The sequence below is a fragment of the Alphaproteobacteria bacterium genome, assembly GCA_040905865.1.
In the GTDB taxonomy this organism is placed as follows: Bacteria; Pseudomonadota; Alphaproteobacteria; order UBA8366.
In genome coordinates this window covers 84908-99319 of the sequence record JBBDQU010000022.1, presented here as the reverse complement: position 1 = coordinate 99319, position 14412 = coordinate 84908, and the positions used below count along the sequence as shown (strand labels likewise).

General features: G+C 61.8%; 14 protein-coding genes. 5 read left to right on the top strand and 9 right to left on the bottom strand.

Going from position 1 to position 14412, the window contains the following annotated elements:
* The first annotated feature begins 167 nt into the window (after positions 1–167).
* On the top strand, positions 168–1886 hold the full coding sequence (locus WD767_04605) for a diguanylate cyclase (protein ID MEX2615356.1): 1719 nt from the start codon (positions 168–170) through the stop codon (positions 1884–1886).
* 14 nt (positions 1887–1900) lie between these two features.
* Positions 1901–3175, top strand: coding sequence for a DUF2336 domain-containing protein (locus WD767_04600; protein MEX2615355.1), 1275 nt, complete (start codon positions 1901–1903; stop codon positions 3173–3175).
* Between the two features lie 68 nt (positions 3176–3243).
* Here WD767_04600 and argB read toward each other — a convergent pair whose 3' ends face one another.
* The 6 genes from argB to rpmH are packed head-to-tail and all read right to left on the bottom strand — an operon-like array spanning position 3244 to position 7479.
* Positions 3244–4152, bottom strand: a complete 909-nt coding sequence (gene argB, locus WD767_04595) for an acetylglutamate kinase (protein ID MEX2615354.1) — start codon at positions 4150–4152, stop codon at positions 3244–3246.
* Positions 4153–4197: 45 nt separating this feature from the next.
* Positions 4198–4848 carry a ribosome biogenesis GTP-binding protein YihA/YsxC gene (gene yihA / locus WD767_04590; protein ID MEX2615353.1) on the bottom strand — a complete coding sequence of 217 codons (651 nt, stop codon included), beginning with the start codon at positions 4846–4848 and terminating at the stop codon, positions 4198–4200.
* A complete protein-coding gene (gene yidC / locus WD767_04585) occupies positions 4845–6668 on the bottom strand; it encodes a membrane protein insertase YidC (GenBank protein ID MEX2615352.1) in 1824 nt (607 codons plus the stop codon). Before yidC ends, yihA begins: the two co-directional genes overlap by 4 nt.
* A complete protein-coding gene (gene yidD / locus WD767_04580; GenBank protein MEX2615351.1) occupies positions 6665–6973 on the bottom strand; it encodes a membrane protein insertion efficiency factor YidD in 309 nt (102 codons plus the stop codon). Before yidD ends, yidC begins: the two co-directional genes overlap by 4 nt.
* The gene (gene rnpA / locus WD767_04575; GenBank protein MEX2615350.1) at positions 6966–7319 is read right to left on the bottom strand and encodes a ribonuclease P protein component; all 354 of its coding nucleotides are present in this window, start codon (positions 7317–7319) and stop codon (positions 6966–6968) included. The genes yidD and rnpA overlap by 8 nt, the downstream gene beginning before the upstream one ends.
* 25 nt (positions 7320–7344) lie before the next feature.
* Positions 7345–7479, bottom strand: coding sequence for a 50S ribosomal protein L34 (rpmH, locus tag WD767_04570; GenBank protein MEX2615349.1), 135 nt, complete (start codon positions 7477–7479; stop codon positions 7345–7347).
* A 160-nt stretch (positions 7480–7639) separates the two neighbouring features.
* Between rpmH and WD767_04565 the strand changes: the two genes are divergently transcribed.
* Together WD767_04565 and WD767_04560 are read left to right on the top strand one after the other, a co-directional pair.
* Positions 7640–8392, top strand: coding sequence for a TVP38/TMEM64 family protein (locus tag WD767_04565; protein ID MEX2615348.1), 753 nt, complete (start codon positions 7640–7642; stop codon positions 8390–8392).
* Positions 8393–8456: 64 nt separating this feature from the next.
* On the top strand, positions 8457–9815 hold the full coding sequence (locus WD767_04560; protein ID MEX2615347.1) for a HAMP domain-containing sensor histidine kinase: 1359 nt from the start codon (positions 8457–8459) through the stop codon (positions 9813–9815).
* Between the two features lie 6 nt (positions 9816–9821).
* Here WD767_04560 and WD767_04555 read toward each other — a convergent pair whose 3' ends face one another.
* Positions 9822–11003, bottom strand: a complete 1182-nt coding sequence (locus WD767_04555; GenBank protein MEX2615346.1) for a class I SAM-dependent rRNA methyltransferase — start codon at positions 11001–11003, stop codon at positions 9822–9824.
* Positions 11003–12742, bottom strand: a complete 1740-nt coding sequence (gene ggt, locus WD767_04550) for a gamma-glutamyltransferase (protein ID MEX2615345.1) — start codon at positions 12740–12742, stop codon at positions 11003–11005. The genes WD767_04555 and ggt overlap by 1 nt, the downstream gene beginning before the upstream one ends.
* Positions 12743–12916: 174 nt before the next feature.
* On the opposite strand from ggt, the gene panC reads away from it, so the two are divergent.
* Positions 12917–13840, top strand: coding sequence for a pantoate--beta-alanine ligase (gene panC / locus WD767_04545; GenBank protein MEX2615344.1), 924 nt, complete (start codon positions 12917–12919; stop codon positions 13838–13840).
* Positions 13841–13978: 138 nt separating this feature from the next.
* On the opposite strand, the gene WD767_04540 is transcribed toward panC, so the two are convergent.
* On the bottom strand, positions 13979–14401 hold the full coding sequence (locus WD767_04540) for a DUF4864 domain-containing protein (protein MEX2615343.1): 423 nt from the start codon (positions 14399–14401) through the stop codon (positions 13979–13981).
* Between the last annotated feature and the right edge of the window lie 11 nt (positions 14402–14412).

Below are 14412 nucleotides of genomic sequence, written 5' to 3'. Positions count from 1 at the left end.
TCGAGACAAGCCCTCTGAGCAACACTGTGGCAAGGCAAAATTTCGGATCGCGGCCAGTTCCCGACGATATGCCTAACCATTGATTAATGATTTCCAATTAGCCTGTCACACGGACGGCGCTTTTCCTCAGGTTTCGTCGTGTCGCAGAAACAGCAGTTCGAGGCAGAATGGTGACGGCCAGGGTCGCATCCATAGAAGATCACGCCACGCGGATACCTCCTGATACGATCAGGGTCTCGCATGCCATTCTCGTCAACTATCCGGGCCCGGCACTGTTGTGCGACGGCATTGGCCCGCCGACAGCCCTGAACGCGGAAGGCGAACGGCTCGCCGCCTGCCTGCTGCAACTTCCGCAGGTGTCGCAGCTTGAAAAGGTAAATGAACTTTGCGCGCAGGCGATGCGGCGCGGCGCGACACTGAAATACATGTTCTCGATCGATATCGACGGCGCCAGCCAGAGTATCGACGCCGCCTTCATGGCGGTTGGCGACGGCAACGTCGTCATACTGGGGCGGACAGCAACGCTTGACGTCAACATGCGGACGGCACTGGTCGAATCGCGCCAGCGCTACAAGGACCTGGTCGAAATTTCCAGCGATTTTGCCTGGGAAACGGATGCAAACGGTATCTATACCTTTGTATCCCCGCGGGGCGCCATGGGGTTTGCCGCCAGCGAAATCGTCGGCCGGCCCGCGCGATCGTTTTTGTACGTTCCCGACGCGGTGCCGCAGAATTTCGTGTTCGAAACCGAAGAACTGCTGGAACATGTGGAATTGTGGCTGAAGGACGCAACCGACAATCCTGTTTGCGTGCTCGCCAGCGCCATACCGCTGCGCCATGCCGATGGCAGCCTGACCGGCGTGCGCGGCGTCTGCCGGGACGTCACCGCCGACCGCGTGCGCGAGAACGAGTTGACCCGCCACAAGAAGCGCGAACAGATCATCTCCTATATCGTCGAAGCCGTTCGCAACGAAGCGAAGCCGGGCAACATGCTGAACGCAGCGGTAAAATCAGTGAGTCAAGCCCGGTCCGCCACATCCTGCGCCGTCTTCAAGGTCGGCGAGTCCGGCAAACTGACCCTGGCCGCAAAACACGGCGTCGTACCAAATGGCCGCCATCTGGCGGCGGCGATAAACAGCCTGGATCGCGCCATCGGGACCCAGGAGACGCTGCTGGACGGTTTCCGGATACTTGTCGAACCGACGCATTACCGGGAAGCGCCGAACGGTGCGACATTGCTGTGCCGCAGCGCGGCCACTCCGCCGTGGGACGATGACGACAAGCTGCTGCTGCAGGCGGTCGCGGGGCAACTGGGCATCGCCCTGCAACAGATAAACGACCAGCAGGAACTCGTGCGGCTATCCCGGACGGATCCGCTGACCGGCCTGTTCAACCGCCGGGCATTCCTGCAAGAATTGAGGCCGGCAATGGAGCGGACGCAACGCAACCGCGCCAGCAGCGCGATCCTGTATCTCGACCTGAATAATTTCAAACATGTGAACGACACCCTTGGTCATGAAGCCGGCGACCAGGTCCTGAAACGGCTTTCAGGGATACTGACCGGTATAACGCGGAGCTATGATTTTGTTGCGCGGCTGGGCGGCGATGAATTCGTGGTCTGGCTGGAAAACGTGGACAAGGAAACGGCCTTTCGCCGGGCCCGGACCGTACTGGCCAGCAAACGGATCCTGTGCGATTCGCCTATCCGGACACCGGGAAAACAGCTGGGGCTGTCAATTGGCATTGCGTTGTTCGAACACGACTATCCCGAGACGCCAGAGGAGTTGATGTCACGCGCCGATGAAGCCATGTACAGGGCAAAGAACAACAACAAACAGGATATCGCCATAGCCCGGCATAGACGCAGCGGCCGGCACGGCGCCTGAGGAAACAGGGTAGGATGCAACAGACCATTTCCTACGAGGCTTCCAGGCGTCTGGCCCGTAGCGGCAGCGTCGGGGAACGACGCGCCATCGCGTCTCACCAGGAAACGCGTCCTGAAATTCTGTACTTCCTGGCCGATGACCCGGACTCCGGAATTCGCCAGTGCATTGCGGCAAACGCTTCGGCGCCGCACCAGGCCGATTTTATTCTGGCGCGGGACGCGGACGACGATGTCCGCTGCGTTCTGGCTTCCAAGATCAGCCGCCTTTTTCCAAAAGTTTCAGCGGCGCAGCAGGACACCATGCGGCGCGCGGTACTGGACGTTATCGAAGTTCTCGCATCGGACGAAGTCAGCCGGGTCCGCGCCGTCGTCGCCGAGGCGCTGAAGGACGCGCTGGACGTTCCGCATCACCTTATTTTGCAACTGGCGAACGACAGCGACCTGCAGGTCTGTCTCCCGGTTCTCGAATGCTCGCCGATCCTGACCAATGAGGACCTGCTGGCGCTGATAAAGAGCGCGCCGGTCCAGGAAGCTTTATGCGCCATTGCCAGGCGCGAGGCGCTGGACGAAGACGTTTGCGACGCGATTGCCGTCACAAAGGATCATGAAGCGATTGCCGATCTGCTGGCCAATCCCAGCGCCCAGGTTCGCGAGGAAACCCTGGACATGCTGATCGACTCGGCGCCGGGCATCGAAGCATGGCACGCGCCGCTGGTGCACCGCCCGACGCTGCCGGCGGGGCCGGCCCGGAGAATTGCCGGATTTGTCGCACAAACGTTGCTGGAAAAACTCAGCAACCGCACCGATCTTACCGAGAAGACCATGGCGGCCGTCAAGGAAGCCGTAAAATGCCGCCTCAATGCCGTGTCTTCTCCTCCGCCCACGGTCGTAACGCGTCCGTTGTCTGCAAAGGAGATCGAATCGCAACAGCGCGCCATCGCGCTGTTTGCATCGGATGCGCTTGACGATCAGGCGATCCGTCGCGCCGTCACGAAAAATGACAGTCGCTTCGTTCAAACAGCGCTGGAACTGCGGTCAGGAACGAACGCAGGTACCGTTGAGCGGATATTCAAGGCGCAAAGCGGACAGGGTGTTGTCGCCCTGTGCTGGAAGGCGGGGCTGGACATGCAAATTGCCATGCAGATTCAATTCACGCTTCTGAAGCTCGCACCCGCCGATGTCGTGCGGTCGTCGAAACTCGATTCATATCCCATGCCCCCGGAAGACATGGAGGCAAAGCTCGCGTCTTTCGGGGATTCGGGCGTCAGGACTGCAGCAGAACGAAATTGATCCGGGCAATGGGATAAAGCCGCCGGTTCTCTGGAACGGCTGTTCCGGACGCGAAAACCCGACCTGCTTCAGCCGTTGCGGATCATCGTGCCGGAACCATGCGCCGTAAATATTTCCAGCAGGGTCGCATGCAGCGTCCGTCCATCGACGATGACGGCCGCCTCGACCCCCCCTTCAATCGCCTCGATGCAGGTTTCGACCTTCGGGATCATGCCGCCGGTCAGGGTGCCGTCCGCCATGCGGGCGCGGGCTTCCGCGACATTCATTTCCTTGATCAGGACCCTGTTCTTGTCCAGAACGCCTTCGACATCCGTCAGCAGCAGAAGCCTCGACGCCCCTGTGGCGATGGCGATGGCGCCCGCCGCCGTATCCGCATTGATATTGAAGGTTTCACCATCCGCGCCCAGCCCGAGTGGCGCGATCACGGGTATTATCTCGGACGAGGCAAATACGTTCAGGATACGGGGGTCGATCCTGGTCGGCTGGCCCACGAATCCAAGGTCGAGCACACGCTCGATACTGGAATCCTCGTCGCGGGTCGTCCGCGTCAGCTTGGTCGCCTGAATCAGCCCGGCGTCCTTGCCGGACAGACCTGCCGCACGCCCGCCGGCGCCGGCAATTGCCGCAACAATTTCCTTGTTGATACTGCCGGACAGGACCATTTCCACGATTTCAACCGTTGCCGCATCCGTCACCCGCAATCCGTCGACGAATTCGCTTTTGATTTTCAGCCGTTCCAGCATCGCCCCGATCTGCGGGCCGCCGCCATGCACTACAACCGGATGAAGACCGACCTGCTTCAGCAGCACGACATCGCGTGCGAAGGCGCTGGACAGCGCGGCATCGCCCATCGCATGGCCGCCATATTTGACGACGATGGTCTGGCCGGCATATTGCCGCATATAGGGTAGCGCCTCGGTCAGGATATCGGCCTTCGCAAGCCATTCTTCGCGCTGAATTTTACTGCTGTCGTTCATGTTTCCGTCCCGATTGCGGCAGCAATGACGCTGCGGTCGTAAATTTTACAGCAAAGGCTTTGGCGCCGCCACCATCGACAAAACCGTCCGCATTTCGGCGACGCCGTCACCGGTGCGCGAACTGGTCACCAGAATTTCCGGAATGGCGGCCGCGCGTTTTTTCAGTTTACCGGTGATATCGGCGACGCACGCCGACAGGGCGCCCGCTTTTACCTTGTCCGTTTTCGTCAGAACGATCTGATAGGGCACCGCCGCCTTGTCCAGCATATCCATGATTTCCGCGTCATTTGCCTTCAGGCCATGACGGCTGTCGATCAGCAGGCATATCCGCCGCAAACCAACGCGGCCACGCAGGTAGTCGCGGACCAGGCTGGTCCAGGCATGCACGTCCGATTTCGCCGCGCGCGCATAGCCGTATCCCGGCAGGTCGACCAGCATGAGCCTGCCGCCGAGATCGAAAAAATTGATCTGTTGCGTGCGGCCCGGCGAATTGCTTGTCCGGGCCAGCGTCTTGCGGCCGGTCAGCGCATTCACGAGGCTCGATTTTCCGACATTGGAACGGCCGGCAAAAGCGACTTCGGCCAAGCCGTCGGGCGGCAGTCCCGCAAGACTGGCCACGCCCATGACGAAGTCGCACTGCTGCGCAAAAAGGAGCCGTCCCTCCTCGATTTCCGCGTCAGAAAATTCGAAGGTCAGCTTGTCTTTCCCTTGGTGGAGCCGCCGCCAATCGCGACACCCTGGCGGCGCATGATCACATATTGCTGGGCAATCGACAGCGTATTGTTCCAGGCCCAGTAAATAACCAGCCCTGCCGGGAAACCGGCCAGCATGAACATGAAGATCAGCGGCATGAACATGAACACCTTGGCCTGCACCGGATCGGTGGGGGCCGGGTTCAGCTTCTGCTGCAGATACATGGTCAGGCCCATGATGAGCGGCCAGATACCGATATTGGCGAGCGTGAGAACGGCCGGAACATCCCAGGGGAAGAAACCGAATCCGGTCAGGATACCCGCCGGATCCGGGGCGGAAAGATCATGAATCCAGCCGAAGAACGGCGCATGCCGCATCTCGATATTGACGAACAGCACCTTGTAGAGGGCAAAGAAAACCGGGATCTGAACAAGAATCGGCAGACAGCCGGCCGCCGGATTGGCGCCTTCCTTCTTGTACAGCGCCATCATTTCCTGGTTCAGTTTCGCCCGGTCGTCGCCATATTTCTCGCGCAGTTCGAGCAGGCGCGGCTGCAGGAGCTTCATCTTGCTCATCGAGACATAGGACTTGTTGGCAAGCGGGAAAAACAGCAGCTTCACGAAAACGGTCAGCGCCAGAATTGCCAGCCCGAAATTCCCCAGATGGCCGTACAGCCAGTCGATCGCATAGAAAATCGGTTTCGTGAGATAATAGAGCCAGCCGAAATCGACCGCCTTGTCAAAATCGTAAATGCCCTGTTCGGCTTCATATTTGTCCAGAAGACGCACTTCCTTGGCGCCCGCGAACAGATGGCTCGACGTCTCGGTCGACCCGCCCGCCGGGACCGTCTGCGCAGCAGAAACGTAATCCGTCTGATAAAGCGGCCGGGGGCCCTTCATATCCGCGATGTATCGTACCTTGACCGGTCCGCTGTTGTCGGGAATCAGCGCGACCAGCCAGTACTTGTCGGTTATCCCGAGCCAGCCGCTGGTGACATCGAACTGCTGCGCGCCCTTGTCGCGCAAATCCTCGTAGTCAATTTCATGCAAAATCTCGTCCAGGACACCGATGGGGCCCTCATGCAGGATGAAAAAACCCTCTATATTGGGAGTCCCGGTCCGCGAAATCAGCCCGAATGGCGTAAGGGTCACCGGGGTTCCCGTGGAATTCCGGACGCGCTGCACGTTCCGGATCATGTAATTCTCGTCGATTGAAAATATCTGTTCGAACAGCAGGCCGGCGCCATTGTCCCACGACAACGTGACGGGCGATTGCGCGGACAACACGGAACCGCTCGCCTGCCACACCGTATCGAAGGACGGCAGGACGATTTCCTTCGGGCCGATCCATCCGAAGCTCGCGTAATAGGGCGTGTCGCCCTTTGTCGGATGCAGCAGGACGATATTCGCGCTGTCCGGATCGAGGGTCTCGCGATAGTCCTTCAGCACCAGATCGTCGATCCGGGCGCCCTGCAGGGAAATGGATCCCCGAACCCGGGGCGAATCAACCCTGACGCGGGGAGTCTGCGACAACGCCGCAGCCCGGCTCTGCATCGCGTCGGGGGCCGGTGTTGCCACGCCCGCCGCGTCGAGATTCGGACCCGGTCCCACCGGTATCATGGGTGCGGGTGTGCCATCCGGCAGAGTCGGGGTCAATTGCTGACCGCCGGGCTGACCGATCTGCCCCGCCTGATTCTGCTGTTGCTGCTGTTGCTGCGCCTGTTGGCGCTGTTCCTGTTTCGGCGCCTCGATAAAATAATTCCAGCCCACCAGAATCATGATGGAAATGACGATGGCCACAAGAACGTTTCTCTGATCACTCATACGTGTTGTTCCCATTCGCCTTTTCGGTGGGCGCGCGTCTTGCGGCGTTCCGGGACCGGATCATAACCGCTGCCGCCCCAGGGATGGCATCGCCCAAGCCGCCGAACGGCCAGCCATCCGCCCGCCAGCGCCCCGTGATCGTGTATCGCGGTTTTTGCATAATTCGAGCAGGTCGGCCAATACCGGCAATGCGCCGGTAGCAGCGGCGACACAACCAATTGATAGATCCGAATCAGAAGTCGCAGCGCGCGCGCCGCAAGGGTTGCCGGGACCGGTATCCGGTCCGTCTCCACGTGTCTATCCATCCCGCCATACCTTGAGCCGCTTCAATACCGATTCAAGGTCCCTTATCAATTCATCGAATGGCCGGACGGCCGTATTGTGTCGTGCTATCATTACGTAGTCATGGCCCCGCTTCGCATGGCGGGGCATAACCTGTTCCGCAAGCGCCCGCAAGCGTCGCTTGGCCCGATTCCGCTGAACCGCGTTTCCGGTCTTGCGGCTCGCCGTGATACCGACGCGCAGGGCGCTATCGGACGCCTGGTGCGCCAGCACCTGCAACACCAGCCCCGATGCCGCAGAACTCTGGCGCGCCCTCGTGACACGCACAAAATCCGCACGCCGCTTCAAACGGTCGTACGGCGTGCGCATGCGCTACAATCTTGGCGGCTGGCGTTCAGGCAGAGAGGCGCTTACGGCCTCTCGCACGGCGCCGCGCGAGGACTGTACGGCCGCCGGTTGTGGCCATCCGGCTACGAAACCCGTGGCGCCGCTTACGGACAAGACGACTGGGCTGAAAGGTGCGTTTCACGGTGGCTCTCCGAATTCTGGCTTGAAAATCTGGCCGCTGTATAAATTGTGCGTTACATCAAGTCAATCCGGTGCGGTCGGTCTGCTACAACTCGGCCCGGGCCATGAAACGGGCATGCGGGACCCGGGCATGGCGGCGATTCGGGAAGGACAGATATCACGTGAACGATCCATATGCCGATTCACAGTCGAAAGGAGGCGGAAACTCGCCATTCGGCATCAGACGCTTTTGGCCGGTTGCCCTGTTGCTCGCGGGGCTGGGCGCCTATTACGCCTTCGGGCTGGACGCCTATTTCAGTTTCGATCTGTTGCGCGAAAACCGCGAAATCCTGCTCGATCTGGTCGAGCGATATTCCATCGCTGCCGCACTGCTGTATTCCGTCGTGTATATCGTCGTTGTCGCCTTCTCCCTGCCGGGGGGCGCCTTTCTGACAATTACTGGCGGGTTCCTTTTCGGACCATTTCTGGGTACCGGCTATGTCGTGATTTCCGCGACAATCGGTGCAACCTTGCTGTTTCTGATTGCCAGAACAGCCCTGGGTGACGCCCTGCGCCGCCGCATGGGCCCCTCGCTGCGGAAAATGGAAGCCGGCTTCCGGGAAAATGCCTTCAGCTATCTGCTCGTCCTTCGGCTGATACCGCTGTTTCCGTTTTTCGTGGTCAACCTGGTTCCGGCTTTCCTCGGCGTATCGCTTCGGACCTATATCCCCGCCACGCTGATCGGCATCATCCCCGGCACGGTGGTTTTCGCGCAGGTCGGCGCCGGGCTGGGCAGCATCTTCGACAGCGGCAAACCCTTTACGGTGTCGGGAATCCTGACACCGGATATCGTCCTGGCCCTGTCCGGCTTGGCGCTTCTGTCACTCGCGCCGATCCTGTACAAGAAGCTGAAAGCGAAGCGGCGGGGCAGTTGACGAACCGGCACAGCCCCAGGCGGATGATCGTCGGCGCATCGCGTGAACAGGTGAAGTAGAAACCATGATGCGCAGCCTTTCAGCACGCCTTCTGGTTCTGACCGTTCTGTTTGTCATGGTCGCGGAAATTATGATCTTCGTGCCGTCCGTGGCGCGGTTCTACCATGACTGGCTGACGGAACGGCTGAGCGCGGCGCATCTGGCCATCCTGGCGCTGGACGTCGCGCCGGAAGGCATGGTCGATGACCGGATGCGCGAGGAATTGCTGGCGCACGTGGACGCCTATGCAATAAACGTTCACCGTGGCGGGGCGAAACTCGTCCTGGCCAGGGATACACCTCCGCCATTGCAGGAAACGATTGACCTTGTGGAACGCGGTCCGGTCGAACTCATCATGGACGCGCTCATGGTGCTGAGCCGGACGGAAGCCCGGGTAGTGCGTATCATCGGTCCGTCGCCGCAGGATTCCGAAACGATTATCGAGGTGGTTATCGAGGAACGGCCCCTGCAGGCGGCGCTGATAGCCTTTGGCTGGCGCGTTTTCCTGCTTTCGCTGGTAATATCGCTGTTTACTGCGGGACTGGTCTATCTTTCTCTGCACTGGCTGATGGTTCGGCCGATGCGCCGGATCACCGAAAGCATGACCCGCTTTCGCGAAGACCCGGATGACCTGCGCAATATTATCGAACCGTCGACGCGCAGCGATGAAATTGGTGTCGCCCAGCACGAACTTGCAGCCATGCAGGGCGTCCTGCGCGCCTCCCTGCGGCAAAAGGGTCGGCTTGCCGCGCTCGGCACGGGTGTCGCAAAGATCAATCATGACCTGCGCGGCATCCTGTCCTCGGCCCTGCTGGTCTCCGACCGGCTGGAAAACAGCGAGGATCCCGAAGTCCGGCGCGTCACGCCGACGCTGATTTCCGCGATAGACCGCGCCGTCGCCCTGTGCGACGACACGCTGGATTATGTTCGCCACGACCACACCGCCATGCGGTTCAGCCGGTTTCCCCTGGCGTCGCTCGTCGCCGACGTTCGGGCCACCCGGTATGTGTCGAAGGGCAATCCGATGACCGTCGAATGCGCGGTGGACGCCGCGCTGACGGTGTACGCGGACCGCGGCCAGATTCTGCGGGTCCTCGGCAATATATTGCAGAACTCGGCGGAGGCCGGGGCAACCGATGTGATTATCCGTTCCGATGTTGCGAACGGCATGGTCGCCCTTCTGGTGCAGGATAACGGGCCCGGAATGCCCGAACGGGCGCGCAAACGGCTGTTCGAACCGTTCGAAGGGTCGGCCCGCGCCGGTGGCACAGGCCTCGGTCTGGCCATTGCGCGGGAGTTGATGCGCAATCACGGCGGGGATCTCAAGCTCGACGCCACCGGCGAAACCGGCACGACCTTCCGGCTGACGCTACCGATAGCGTGAGCCGGATCAGTCCAGCGCCAGGGTGAGGGATTTCAGATACGACGATTCGGGCAGGTGGGGATGAACCGGATGGTCGGGACCGGCCCCCGCGTCGCGCAGGATCCGGCCGCTACGCCGGGCATCGCCAATTCCCTTGCGAACCGCCTCGCGGAACATGTCGGGCGTCATGTGATGCGAACACGACGCGACGAACAGTATCCCGCCCGGCGCCACAAGCCGCGCCGCCAGCCGCGCCATCTTCTGGTAGACGCGGCTGCCCGCCCCGATATCCTTGCGCGTCCGGACAAAGGCAGGCGGATCGGCGACAACAATATCGTATCGCTCGCCGGCGGCATCCTGCCGTTCCATTTCCTCAAAGGCATCAGCCTTGATGACACTGCAGCAGCTGTCGACGCCGTTCCGCGCCGCCGATGCCGCGGCATCGTCCAGCGCCGTAGCGGAACGGTCGACCAGCGTCGCGCTTGCCGCGCCGGCCCGAAGCGCCTGGATCGCAAACCCGCCGCCATAGCAGAAGACATCGATCATCCGGGCATTCGCGGCGAGGGACGCGATGAAGCCGCGGTTAGACCGCTGGTCATAGAACCAGCCGGTTTTCTGCCCGGCCGCGGGATGGGTGGTAAATTCCGCACCATTTTCCCGCACAAGAACCGGCGTGTCGCCATCGCCCCGCAGCACCGTCACAATTTTCGGAAGCCCTTCCATCTCGCGGCTGGCGCTGTCATTGCGCAGGATGACGGTCCCGGCGGCAAACACCCGGTCCAGTGCGGCAACCACCGTATCGGTCAGCCGGTCCATCCCCGCCGTGTTGAACTGGATCACCGCTGCGTCGGCATAGCGGTCGATGATCAGCCCCGGCAGCCCGTCCGCTTCAGCATGGATCAGCCGGTAATAGGGCTCGGAAAACATCCGGTCACGTAAAACCAGCGCAGCCCGCAGGCGAGCCTCGAAATAATCCGCATCCAGCGCGACATCGCCCCGCCGGTCCACGATACGGCCCGCCAGCAGCGTGTGCGGATTGTATATCGCCGTCCCGAAATTCTCACCATTGTCGCCGACGACATTAACGAGGGCGCCGGTTTCGAACGCGGCTTCCGACCGGGCGATTTCGTTGGAAAATACCCAGGGATGGCCGGTCTTGACGCGCTTGTGCCGCCCCGGCAGCAGGCGAATGGCAGGATACATGGTCATCAGCGCCCCATCACCACGCCTTCACGGCGCGGATCGGCTCCGCCGACCAGGCCGCGCGGCGTGACTTCGATGCCGTGCAGGCCGGACGTATGGCTGCGAATGGCGATATCATGGCCCAGCGCCATCAGCGCGGCGCGATAGGTTTCCGCCGCCGTGTCCTTTTCCAATTCCGTATCCTTGCTGTTTCTGTTTGCGAAATGCGGCAGGGAAATAGCCGACTGGATATCCATGTCCCAGTCCAGCACCGCTATAACCGTCTTCGCGACATAGCCGATGATACTCGTACCACCCGGCGACCCGACCGCAAGACGTAATTCGCCATCAGGGCCGAAAATCAGGGTCGGTGACATGGACGAGCGCGGCCGCTTGCCGGGCCCGGCGCGATTGATATGCGCCACCCCATCCCTGCGCGGGCGGAAGGCGAAATCGGTCAGCTGGTTGTTCAGGAAAAACCCCCCCGCCATGACGCGGGACCCGAAACCGATGGCGATGGAGGTGGTGAACGACACCGCATTGCCCCGCGCATCGACAATCGACATATGCGATGTGGACGGTTGCTCATCCGTTTCGCCGCCGCGTCCGGCCTGCTCGGGCAGGTCGCCGGGCGGCGCTGTACCCATGTCCTTTTCCGGATCGATCAGCGCGCCGCGCCGACGCAGGTATTCCGGGTCCAGCAGGGATTTCGCCGGAACCGGCGTGACATCCGCATCGCCCATATACCGGTTACGGTCCGCATAGGCGAGCCGCGCCGCCTGGGTATACAGATGCACGGCTGCCGGCGACCGTGCGCCCAGCGCCTTCAGGTCGAATGGTTCCAGCAACATGAGAATCATGGCGACGGTCAGCCCGCCGGTCGATGGCGGCCCCATCCCGCAAATCCGATAGAGGCGATAGGGCGCGCAGACCGGATCGCGCTGTTTCGCTTCATAACCCGCCAGATCGGCCAGGGTCATGAGCCCCGGATTTTCCGGCGTCGCAATGGCGGCGACAATGTCGTGCGCAATGGCGCCGGTATAAAAAGCGTCGGCGCCTTCCGCCGCGATCAGCCGCAGCGTTCGCGCGAACGGCCTGTTGACGAGCCGGTGACCGACCGGCAGCGGCGTTCCGGCGGCATCGAACAGGTATTCGCGCGCCGCGCGGTAGCGTTGCAGATGTCTCGATTCGCCGGCCAGCCTGTGCAGCCGGGGTGAAATGTCGAAACCGGCTTCGGCCAGTTCGATTGCCGGGGTGAAGAGATCCGCCCAGGGCAGCACGCCATGGTCCCGGTGCGCCGCTTCGAGCATCCGCAGAACGCCCGGCACCCCGACCGAACGGCCGCCGACACGGGCATCCCACCGGTCCACGAGGTCCCCGTCAGGTCCCAGGAACAGGTCTTCGCCCACGGCGGCCGGTGCGGTTTCCCGACCATCGTAACTGGCCAGCGACTTTGCCGCCGCATCCCAGTGCAGCAGGAAGCCCCCGCCGCCGATTCCGGAACTCTGCGGTTCGACGAGATTCAGCACCATCTGAACCGCAATGGCGGCGTCGATGGCGCTGCCGCCGCGATTCAGAATGTCGTAACCCGCCCGGGCCGCCAGCGGGTTGGCGGCCGCGACCATGAAGGATTTTGCGGTAACCGCCTGCTTCGGGGTGAACCCGCTTGCCGCTTCGGGCTCCGCGTGCTGGGCAGCGCCCGACGGCGCCCAGCCGACAAGCAGGATACCGATAAGAAAGGCGCAGCGGCGCAGCGAGACCAGCATGTCGTTATCCCGGATATTGCAGACAGCATTGTAAAGTCTTGGAAGCCCCGGGGATATGGCAGAGGGCTCGGGATATTACCCGGATGCACAATTATTGTGCTCCGCAACAATTGGGCTTATTGTGCCGCCGCCAAAGCGGAATGTGACGCATCCCGATACAGGAAAATCGCAAAAATGGGCGCCAAAATCAAAACCGGATTAATAGCCACCCCGCCAGTGGGCGGCGTGACAACGGCGAAAAGCACGAAAATCACCGTCGTCCGCGATATCGAAAGCCTTCGCGCGCATACGCGGGCCTGGCGGAAAAACGGCGAGACCATCGGCCTTGTGCCAACCATGGGGGCCCTGCATGAAGGGCATCTGTCCCTGGTGCAGACGGCGCTGCGGGAATGCGACCGGGTGGTTGCGACGATCTTTGTCAATCCGGCGCAATTCGCCCCCACCGAGGATTTCGAAGCCTATCCGCGCGACGAAGCCGATGATATCGCCAAGCTGGACCGGGTGAAGACGGACCTGCTGTTCGCCCCCGATGTCGCCGAGATGTATGCCGAAGGGTTTTCCACCAGCGTCACTGTTTCGGGAATCACCGCGGGTCTGTGCGGCGCATCGCGGCCGCATTTTTTCGGCGGCGTCGCGACCGTCGTAAACAAGCTGTTCATGCAGTCATTGCCGGACCGGGCCTATTTTGGTGAAAAGGATTATCAGCAGCTTCAGGTCATCCGGCGCATGGTCCGCGATCTCGACATTCCCGTGCAGATCGTCGGCGTGCCGACAATCCGCGAAAATGACGGGCTCGCCATGTCTTCGCGTAACTGGTACCTGACCCCGGAAGAACGCGCGATTGCGCCCCTGCTGCACCAGACCCTGCAGGAAACCGCGGCCGCCGCGGCCGCGGGCGAGCCCTGTGAAGACGCCACCGCGCGTGGCCGGGCGACGCTGGCCAGAAGCGGTTTTGCGCGGGTCGATTACCTGGCGATCTGCGACGCGGAGACGCTGGCGCCCCTGGAAGGGGTGGATCGTCCGGCGCGGGCCCTGGTCGCGGCCGTGCTGGGTTCGACGCGCCTTATCGACAATATTCCGGTACCGGTACGCGCCTGATCGAACCATTCAGCGGCGGCTGGAACTCGGTTCGGCATAAGCCGGTTCGATATCCCGTGGAAACAGGGTCCGGGTTTCCTGACTGGCCTCGGTCACAAAGATTTCGACCATCAGCCGGCGGGCATTCCCCGGGCGCGGTCACGCGGGGTTGCCCGGCGCCGGCACCAGCAGGCACCCCGAGATCCGCCACGCCCCGGATTCCAACTGCATCATCGTGTACAGCGCCATGATCTGCGCGCCGTCCGGCCCGGTCAGCAGGACACGCTGGACGACGCCGCCGGTCTGTTTTACGTCAAACACGTCCAGAAAGGTCACGGAGCGGGGTCGCAGCAGGGCCGCATAATCGCTCGCGACCGCTTCCATGAAATTCGCCGCCGTTCCGAACCGGGCCTGGATGTCGGGGGAGGCATGGCTGAACGCCGCCTCGCCATCGTCGCGGCCAAAGGCATCGAGCTGTTGCTGAATTACCCTGACGATACGCTCGCGGCGACCGGAATCCTCCGCGGCCGCCGGCGATGCAACGGCCAGAATGGCAATAACCAGGAACGATAGCGCTTTCATAGCCGGCACCG

Bases quoted from the DNA above. Each gene is read 5' to 3' on its own strand.
- WD767_04540 (MEX2615343.1), bottom strand. From the start codon at position 14,401: ATGAAAGCGCTATCGTTCCTGGTTATTGCCATTCTGGCCGTTGCATCG.
- argB (MEX2615354.1), bottom strand. From the start codon at position 4,152: ATGAACGACAGCAGTAAAATTCAGCGCGAAGAATGGCTTGCGAAGGCC.
- WD767_04555 (MEX2615346.1), bottom strand. From the start codon at position 11,003: ATGACCATGTATCCTGCCATTCGCCTGCTGCCGGGGCGGCACAAGCGC.
- WD767_04600 (MEX2615355.1), top strand. From the start codon at position 1,901: ATGCAACAGACCATTTCCTACGAGGCTTCCAGGCGTCTGGCCCGTAGC.
- rnpA (MEX2615350.1), bottom strand. From the start codon at position 7,319: ATGCGCACGCCGTACGACCGTTTGAAGCGGCGTGCGGATTTTGTGCGT.
- WD767_04560 (MEX2615347.1), top strand. From the start codon at position 8,457: ATGATGCGCAGCCTTTCAGCACGCCTTCTGGTTCTGACCGTTCTGTTT.
- panC (MEX2615344.1), top strand. From the start codon at position 12,917: ATGGGCGCCAAAATCAAAACCGGATTAATAGCCACCCCGCCAGTGGGC.
- ggt (MEX2615345.1), bottom strand. From the start codon at position 12,742: ATGCTGGTCTCGCTGCGCCGCTGCGCCTTTCTTATCGGTATCCTGCTT.
- yidC (MEX2615352.1), bottom strand. From the start codon at position 6,668: ATGAGTGATCAGAGAAACGTTCTTGTGGCCATCGTCATTTCCATCATG.
- WD767_04605 (MEX2615356.1), top strand. From the start codon at position 168: ATGGTGACGGCCAGGGTCGCATCCATAGAAGATCACGCCACGCGGATA.
- yidD (MEX2615351.1), bottom strand. From the start codon at position 6,973: ATGGATAGACACGTGGAGACGGACCGGATACCGGTCCCGGCAACCCTT.